Genomic DNA, 7,582 nt, shown 5'->3' with positions numbered 1-7,582 from the left:
GTGGTGCTTGTGGGCAACTCCATTGGCTCTTTGGTTTGCATGGCAACAGCAGCGGCCTATCCTGAGATAGTGCGTGGGGTAGTGATGCTCAATTTGCCTGATTCGTCAGTTGTTGATGAGTTTTTCCCTGCACCTATGCGACCTGTACTCCGCAACCTAGGGCGATGGCTACAACCGTTGACAGCCGCCATTAAGGGAATTCTTACTCAGCCAGTTTTGTTTAACCCTGTGTTCGGGTTTATTCGTCATCCATCGGTGATTCGATCGTGGGCACAACAAGCCTATGCTGATCGCAGCCGCGTGACCAATGAGCTAGTGGATCTATTGTCTCGCCCTGCCTATGACCACGGAGCTAGTTGCGCCCTGCGAGCTATGCTTAACTCCCCCCCCGGCAAGCTAACGGCAAAAATTGCCTTACCAAAACTTCAGATACCACTGTTGTTGATTTGGGGCAAACAGGATCAGATGGTGCCACCGACATTGATCCCCCTATTTGCTAAGCTAAACCCAGCGATGACAATCGTGCCCTTAGATAAGGCCGGTCATTGCCCCCACGATGAAACTCCGGAACGAGTCAATCCACTCATCCTTAACTGGATTGCATCTTGGCTTTAGGTAAGCACTATAACTATGGTTTCTATCTCTAGTTACTACCATGCTCAGTTATGCCTATCGATATAGTTTTGTTGTGGTTAGCGCTGTGCTTATTGGTCTAGCCTGTTGGTTGGGGGTTATAGACTCTAGGCAGTTGTCGGCTTGGGCTGAGGATAATCCAAATGGAGCGGCGATCTTTGAGGTGCATTGTGTTGGTTGTCACATCAACGGTGGCAACATTGTTCGTCGGGGCAAAACCCTAAAGTTGCCTGCCCTAAAACGCAATGGTGTAGATTCTGTGGCAGCGATCGCAGAACTGGTAACCAACGGTAAGGCAAATATGTCGGCCTATGGCAATCGGTTAACCCCCGACGAAATTCAAGCTGTTGCAACCTATGTATGGCAGCGGGCAAACCAGGGTTGGCGATGAAACAGGTATTAGTATGGCGGTTACTAGTTAGTACTAGCCTGCTCATGGTATTCCTGTTCCTAAGCCAAGGGCTGGCATGGGCAGGTGTCTTGGGCGATCGGGTGGCTGAGTTTCCCCATTGGCAGGGCAAACCGACCGTTCAGATGGCTACTAGAGAATTAACCTATCCTCAGTGGATGGCGGGCACTTGGACAGTTACCAGTACCCTGATAGATCTAGCTGCACCCTTAGCTCCTAACTTGACAACCCCAGGATTTGAAGGTAATCGCCAGTTCCTAAATCAACCGATAACCTTCCAGGTAAGATTTATACCTAAGTCTCCCCCTGTGCCTGCTTGGGGCGCAATACCCTTTGGGCAGCGCCAAGTTATGGGGCCTAGGGAAATTGTTGCTGATCGTGCCTTTAATGGTCTCAATCTGGCAACTGCCTATCTAGGCTCAGATGGTGTGCTATCGGTAACCGTTGATCCCCATCAGCCTAACCGCCAAATTACTCGCTTACCCCGCGGGCGATCCCTAGTTTCGGTGGTCACTGGACAAGCTAGCGAGTTTCTACAGCCCGATCGATTCATTGCCACTGAACTGTGTCAGCAACTATTTCAGGGAGCAGCCACACCCTACTTCAACGAAGTCGAGACCACAACAGTGTATGAGCATTTTCCAGGGCGTGAGCAACCTATTCAAGCTGACCAAATCACAGCTATTTATCTCTCACCGCAGGATCCCAACTACTTTGCAGCGGGGACTACCCCAGTTGCCCTCTATCGCTATCGATTGGTATTCATGCCCCTTGAGAAAGCATCACCCCGTCAAAACGGTGTGTAGACGACAGAAAAATATAGCCCATTCTCTTGCCAAGTACGGGCAGCAGGACTAGGGGTACTAAGCGGAATACCCCAGTCGAACCGAGCTGTGAGCTGGTTGCTGACTTGCAGCCGTAGTCCCAACCCTGCGGAAATTAATGTACTCTCTGTAGGATTGGGTCGTAGCCCTGAGTTCCAGCCAGTCCCAATATCCACAAAGGGTACCACTTGCAGGAGCAATGGCAATTCAGGAATGCGTAGAATCGGCAAACGCACTTCAGCCGTCGCTAGAATGCCATTGTCGGTCAGCAGCAGGTCTTGACGATAGCCACGCACGGTATTAACTCCTCCCAAGCCAAACTGTTCCAGTGACAGTAGGGGACGATCGGCAAGCTGAAGATCAGCACGCACCAACAACAATGTCTCTGGAGCCAGCAAGCGCACATATTGAGCTTGGCCTCGCCATGTAAAAAACCGGCTGTCTGGCAAGGCGTTGTTAATGGTAGCTCCCAAGGCATCTAGCCCAATGCTGAACTGGGAGCGGGCAGCAAACACCTGCTCACTGCTACGATCAGTAAATTCCTGCACAAACCGCAGAGCAGACACCACTGATCGACCTTCATTATCTGCTCCTAGCGAGGGAAACGGAATCGTGCCTCCTAGCAAGGTAGCTTCTGACTGACGACGCGAGAAGGTTAATCCTAGAGCTAGCTCTTGGGAAGGGGTTTGAATAATGGGCTGACGCAAACTAGCCTCATAGGTGTAAGAACCAGAGTTAATCCTCAATACGTCAAACGGTAGCTCGATAACCCGACTGCCAGAGGTGCTGTAGCTAAACGTGACTGTGGTGTTATAGGGACTGAGGGGCAATGTATAGCTAGCATCAAACGCATTGCTGCCATCGGTATTGGTGTAGGTTAAGGCAAGACTGTCTCCTAACCCCAAGAGGTTGGCTTCGGTGATTTGCAACTGGCGGCGATCAGTGCCAACGCTAGGCGATCGCTGGTTGTCAAAAATCAAACTTGTGTTAAAACTGTCAGCTTCTGTAATCTGAACGGTAAGCAAACTCGTACCCGGACGAATGCCTGCTGACAACTCAGCCGAAAGATTTTGAATTAATGGGTTTTGTTGTAGCAGTTGTAAGGCCTGCAGCAGACGATCGCGGTTTAACGGTGCACCCGTTGCCAGCGCCAACCGACTTTGCACATAGCCTGGACTCAGGCGCTGATTACCAGCTACTCGAATCTCTTCCACTGTTCCCTCTACGACCCGAATCTCAACTACGCCGCCTTGCAGGGTTTGCTCTGGTATGAAGGCTCCGCTAGTGACGTAGCCCTTGCTGACATAAAGCTGAGTAATGGCTGATCGCGCCTGAAAAATCTCCGTTATGGTTACCCTACCTGTAAACTCCTTAGTGATCGCCTCTAATTCCTCTGGGGAAAAAATGGTGCTACCTGTAACGTTATAGCGCTGCACTACGACAGTTTCAGGCACATCCCCTGTTGGCAACTCAGGACGCTGGCTGTCGGGCAGAGGGGGCAACAGCTCACTCGGCGGGGGCAACACCTGAGTTGGCAGTGGCTCGGCAGGGCGGGGTTGAAACTCAGGCAGTTGGGATACTGGCTGGGTCAAGGTTGGAGGGGCTGACACTAGAGCAAGACCAGCAATCGTTCCCCACAGCACACTTACAACTAGCATCCGTGGTGGGCATCTGACGTATTGTTTACAACCCCAATAGATCCGTAGGCGATAAATTACCTGATCAGTGTAACTGTTAGCCTTCTTTGTCTGTGTCATGCTGTCTACCTCCCCCGTCAATGTATCCTTACTGTTGGCGATTGTAAACAGAACTGCAACAGTGACCAGCTTGGTATAGCAACAGTAGCTTTATAGGGGACATCATTGGCTCTCACAGGTTTGCACCTGTCGCGAGTTCGTAGTGCCAACTTCAGTTAGTCACATAGTGGCCTTGACAACCAAGGCTAAGGGCTTCAACCAGCGGAGCCTTGCCTAGGTGAGGAATAGTGTTGACTTGAGCAGTAAGGAGGCTATACAACCTCGATCGCCCGCAAACATGCAGCACTCTCCTCTGGCAGCGATGTGTTGATATACATGCCACTGCCTATCTCAAAGCTAGCCGCACGAGACACATGAGGAATAATTGCTATGTACCAGTGAAAATAGTTAGCATTCATGACGCTGGTAGGGACAGACTGAATGACGTAGTTATAGTCTGGGTTATTCAGGCCGTGGTAGAGCTTGATCAGAACTGTTTTCAATATCAGTGCAAGATCGTTAATTTCATCGACATCTGCCAAGCTAGGGTGAAAAACGCTAACACAAGCAGACGTTGCATATGTCCCTACCACTGAGGAACTTTTGCTAGAATCGCTACAGCAGCATCGCCATCCATGGGTTTCGAGAAGAAATAACCTTGACCTTGCTCACATCCAAGGTTACGTAGGTAGGTAGCTTGAGCAGGAGTTTCTATCCCTTCAGCTACAACATCCATACCAAGGCTGTGAGCTAGGGTAATAATAGCCCGGACAATTTCTAGGTTCTCTCCTGTGGAAGTAATGCGGCTAACAAAGGAGCGATCAATTTTGATGTTATCAAACGGAAAGCGGTGTAGATAACGCAGAGATGAATACCCGGTACCAAAATCATCAATGCTCAACTGCACGTCAAGTTCCTTAAGCCGTTGGAGGATATTGGCAGCGTAGTCTGTATTTTCTAGAATCACACTCTCTGTGACCTCTAGCTTTAAGTTACGACCCTCTACGCCAGAGGTTTTTAACACATGGGCAACCTGATCTACTAGGTCAAGTTGACAAAACTGACGCACAGAGATGTTGACACTCATCACAATGCGATCGTTGTACTCTTTCAACCTGCGCAATTGTTGACAGGCTTCCTGTAATATCCACAACCCAATGGGCACAATCAATCCAGTATCTTCTGCAATAGGAATGAAATCCGTAGGAGAAATAGGGCCTAGCTTTGGGTGGTTCCAGCGAACGGTTGCCTCAAATCCCGTGATATGTCCGCTGCCGAGGGATACAATTGGCTGGTAGCAGGTGACTAACTCATTCCGTTCAATAGCACGTCGCAAATCAGTCTCAATTTGCAAGCGTGCTGTAGCTAAAGCGTGCATTTCTGCATCAAACACTTGATAGTTGCCCCTGCCTCGATTTTTAGCCCGATACATGGCAGTATCTGCATCCCGAAGCAAATGTTCAGGCTGTTTGTACTCGTGACTGCCAATGACAATACCAACACTGGCATCTAAGAAAATCTCGCGTCCAGCGATCGTGAACGCTTGCTTGAAGGAGGCCAACAGCCGTTCAGCAAGTTGAATAGCATCCCTTTCTGATTGAATATCGCTGGCTAAGACAGTGAATTCATCACCACCCATGCGAGCTAAAGTATCGTTGCGTCCTATACAAGACGCTAAGCGCTGAGCAACTCCAATAAGCAACTCATCCCCAACAAGATGGCCTAACGAGTCGTTTACTAACTTAAAGTGATCGCAGTCCAGAAATAACACCGCAAACTGATAATCTGGCTCTAGTTGGGTGCGCTCGATCGCCTGCTCTAGACGCTCTGTGAAGAATGTGCGATTTGGCAGGCTAGTCAGACTATCGTGTAGCACCATTTGGAGCAATTTTTGTTGCGTCTGGCGATGCTCACAAATTTCCTGTTGCAGGTCACGATTAGCTTGCTCTAATTGCAATGTGCGCTGCTGCACCCGCTCTTCTAGCATCACATTCAATAGCCGAATTTCAGTTTCTGCCTGGAGGCGATCGGCAATCTCTTGTTGTAGTTGTTGATTTTGTTCTTGCAGTTGCCGTCGCAAGCGTTGAATCACTAGTTGGTTCTCCACCCGCGCAATTACCTCAGGAATTTGGAATGGCTTAGTGATGTAGTCTACTCCACCAACACCAAAGGCTCGCACCTTATCCAGGGTGTTGTCTAAGGCACTTAGGAAGATTACAGGAATATCCGCAATGCTATCGTCAGCCTTAAGATGCTGACAAACCTGATAGCCATCCATCCCCGGCATCATGACGTCCAGCAAAATCAGGTCTGGTAAGTAGCTAGCTACTAGCGATAGAGCTGCTTTACCACTAGTTGCAACACAAACCTCATAGCCGTAGTGCTCCAGTGCTGCTGCTAATAGCCTTGTATTGTTCGGAGTGTCATCAACAACCAGGATTCTGCCTTTTAGCGCGCCATCATCAGAGAGATTCTGAATCTCACCCATAGTTACCTGTGATTTGGGAACCACTTTAAGTTTGGCAGTAAACAAAATGCTAAATCTTCAGTAAATTAACTCGTTTTACCCAGACATCTCTGAGTTTAGGTGGCGGCTTGTAGCAGCCTCTACTAGCTTAAGCATCTGTAAAGACTGTCTATCTATAAATCCTGGAACCCCCCATGTCTATCCACCTCATAGGCATGGCTTACTAGCCCACAGGCACGGCTTAGCAGCTATCTAACCAACTCTTCCATACACACTAGAGAAAACCGGAATGTTTATTGTAGTCCATGGAAATCTAGTTGACTGATCTCCTAGCTAGCGTAAGGTTGCCCAGAGATAGTTGGAATGCTTCAAGATATTGCCATGATTGATGCCCAGAAATTCTATTGCTCAGGAATTCAGGCAACCGCATACAATTGTCCAAGTAGTTTTTGTTGTTGGTGACAACCACCCGATTACCCATGACCAGGCAGCGTGTTCTTTCTGGCGTTCAACCCACTGGCAATTTGCATCTAGGCAATTATCTGGGAGCTATCCGCAATTGGGTAGAAGGGCAAAGCCAGTATGAAAATTTCTTCTGTGTTGTGGATTTACACGCCATTACTACACCCCATAATCCCCAGACCTTAGCAGAAGATACTTACACGATCGCAGCCCTCTACCTCGCTTGTGGTATTGATCCTAGCCAAGCTAGTATCTTTGTTCAGTCCCACATTCCTGCCCATAGTGAACTAGCATGGCTGTTGAATTGCATCACCCCGCTAAACTGGTTGCAAGACATGGTGCAGTTCAAAGAAAAGGCTGTAAAGCAGGGAGAAAATGTCAGCGCGGGGCTGTTGGACTACCCAGTATTGATGGCAGCTGATATTTTGCTCTACCAAGCCGATAAGGTGCCCGTTGGGGATGATCAAAAACAACATCTAGAGTTAACCCGTGATATCGCTGCCCGCTTCAATCACCTGTTTGCTAAAGACAACCCCGTGCTGAAGTTACCAGAACCGCTAATTAGTCAGGCTGGTGCTAGAGTCATGAGCCTCACCGATGGCACAAAGAAAATGTCAAAGTCGGATCCGTCTGAGCAGAGTCGAATTAATTTACTGGATAGCCCAGAAGACATTGAGAAAAAAATTAAGCGCTGTAAGACCGATCCAATTCGGGGATTGACGTTTGATGATCCAGAACGACCAGAGTGCCATAACTTGTTAACGCTTTATACCATTCTCTCTGGCCAGACGAAGGAGGCTGTGGCCAATGAATGTCGGGAGATGGGATGGGGGCAATTTAAGCCTTTGTTGACCGAGGTTACGATCGCCGCCCTTAAGCCCATCCAAGATCGCTATCGACAGATTCGTCGTGAGGCTGGCTATTTAGAGTCTATATTGCGTCAGGGACGTGAACAAGCGGAGGCGGTTGCTGTAACAACGCTAACCCAGGTAAAGACCGCCTTAGGATACTCGTTGCCTTAATGCAAATCATGACATCTGCACAGCGAAAT

General features: G+C 48.9%; 6 protein-coding genes and 1 pseudogene. 4 read left to right on the top strand and 3 right to left on the bottom strand.

The window, feature by feature from the left end; all coding sequences use genetic code 11:
- The 3 genes from NZ772_09875 to NZ772_09865 all read left to right on the top strand — a co-directional run.
- The coding region (locus tag NZ772_09875; protein MCS6813858.1) for an alpha/beta fold hydrolase at nt 1–615 on the top strand (615 nt) is incomplete at its 5' end.
- A gap of 40 nt (nt 616–655) precedes the next feature.
- Complete coding sequence (locus NZ772_09870) at nt 656–1,024, top strand: c-type cytochrome (GenBank protein ID MCS6813857.1); 369 nt, start codon at nt 656–658, stop codon at nt 1,022–1,024.
- On the top strand, nt 994–1,848 hold the full coding sequence (locus tag NZ772_09865) for a hypothetical protein (GenBank protein ID MCS6813856.1): 855 nt from the start codon (nt 994–996) through the stop codon (nt 1,846–1,848). Before NZ772_09870 ends, NZ772_09865 begins: the two co-directional genes overlap by 31 nt.
- On the opposite strand, the gene NZ772_09860 is transcribed toward NZ772_09865, so the two are convergent.
- The 3 genes and pseudogenes from NZ772_09860 to NZ772_09850 all read right to left on the bottom strand — a co-directional run bounded on the left by NZ772_09860 (nt 1,833) and on the right by NZ772_09850 (nt 6,090).
- On the bottom strand, nt 1,833–3,524 hold the full coding sequence (locus tag NZ772_09860; GenBank protein MCS6813855.1) for a ShlB/FhaC/HecB family hemolysin secretion/activation protein: 1,692 nt from the start codon (nt 3,522–3,524) through the stop codon (nt 1,833–1,835). The genes NZ772_09865 and NZ772_09860 overlap by 16 nt on opposite strands.
- A 350-nt stretch (nt 3,525–3,874) precedes the next feature.
- Nucleotides 3,875–4,138: pseudogene (locus tag NZ772_09855) on the bottom strand (galactose-1-phosphate uridylyltransferase).
- Between the two features lie 50 nt (nt 4,139–4,188).
- Nucleotides 4,189–6,090, bottom strand: a complete 1,902-nt coding sequence (locus tag NZ772_09850; GenBank protein ID MCS6813854.1) for an EAL domain-containing protein — start codon at nt 6,088–6,090, stop codon at nt 4,189–4,191.
- Between the two features lie 458 nt (nt 6,091–6,548).
- Here NZ772_09850 and trpS point away from each other — a divergent pair, with 458 nt between their 5' ends.
- Nucleotides 6,549–7,553 carry a tryptophan--tRNA ligase gene (trpS, locus tag NZ772_09845; GenBank protein ID MCS6813853.1) on the top strand — a complete coding sequence of 335 codons (1,005 nt, stop codon included), beginning with the start codon at nt 6,549–6,551 and terminating at the stop codon, nt 7,551–7,553.
- Nucleotides 7,554–7,582: the final 29 nt, after the last annotated feature.

This window comes from Cyanobacteriota bacterium (genome assembly GCA_025054735.1).
Taxonomy (GTDB): domain Bacteria; phylum Cyanobacteriota; class Cyanobacteriia; order SKYG9; family SKYG9; genus SKYG9.
This window is presented reverse-complemented; position numbering and strand designations above follow the sequence as displayed.